An 801-nucleotide genomic window follows, 5' to 3' on the forward strand; every position below is an offset into this window, starting at 1 on the left:
TCGAGGAACTGGTCCAGCTCTATGCCGCCTATAGTCGAGGGCTCGAGGTAGCGCTGCCGGCTTTGCCGATCCAGTACGCGGACTACGCCCTGTGGCAGCGCAGCTGGATGGAGGCGGGGGAAAAGGAGCGCCAGTTGGCGTACTGGACCGGCCTGCTGGGCGGCGAGCAGCCGGTGCTGGAGTTGCCGTTCGACCGGCCGCGCCCGGTTCGGCAAAGCCATCGTGGTGCCCAGTTCATCCTGGAACTGGATATTGATCTGTCCCAGGCGCTCAGGCGCGTGGCCCAGCAGGAGGGGGCTACTGCCTTCGCCCTGTTGCTGGCTTCGTTCCAGGCGCTGCTGTATCGCTACAGCGGGCAGGCGGATATCCGTGTCGGCGTGCCGATCGCCAATCGCAACCGCGTGGAGATCGAGCGGCTGATCGGCTTCTTCGTCAACACCCAGGTGCTCAAGGCCGACCTGGACGGTCGGATGGGCTTCGACGAGCTGCTGGCCCAGGCCCGCCAACGCGCGCTGGAGGCTCAGGCGCACCAGGACCTGCCGTTCGAGCAACTGGTGGAGGCCTTGCAGCCGGAGCGCAGTCTTAGCCACAACCCGCTGTTCCAGGTGCTGTTCAACTACCAGAGCGAAGCCCGTGGCAACGGCCAGGCATTCCGCTTCGACGAGTTACAGATGGAAAGCGTGCAGTTCGACAGCCGGACGGCGCAGTTCGACTTGACGTTGGACCTGACGGACGAAGAGCAGCGTTTTTGCGCCGTTTTCGACTACGCCACCGACCTGTTCGACGCCTCCACCGTGGAAC

General features: G+C 64.7%; 1 protein-coding gene. It reads left to right on the top strand.

Features of this window, described 5'->3' with window-relative positions; translation table 11 throughout:
• On the top strand, window positions 1–801 hold an 801-nt coding region (locus HMPREF2914_RS13685; protein ID WP_256562123.1), incomplete at both ends, for a condensation domain-containing protein.

The organism is Pseudomonas sp. HMSC067G02, assembly GCF_001813485.1.
Taxonomy (GTDB): domain Bacteria; phylum Pseudomonadota; class Gammaproteobacteria; order Pseudomonadales; family Pseudomonadaceae; genus Pseudomonas; species Pseudomonas aeruginosa.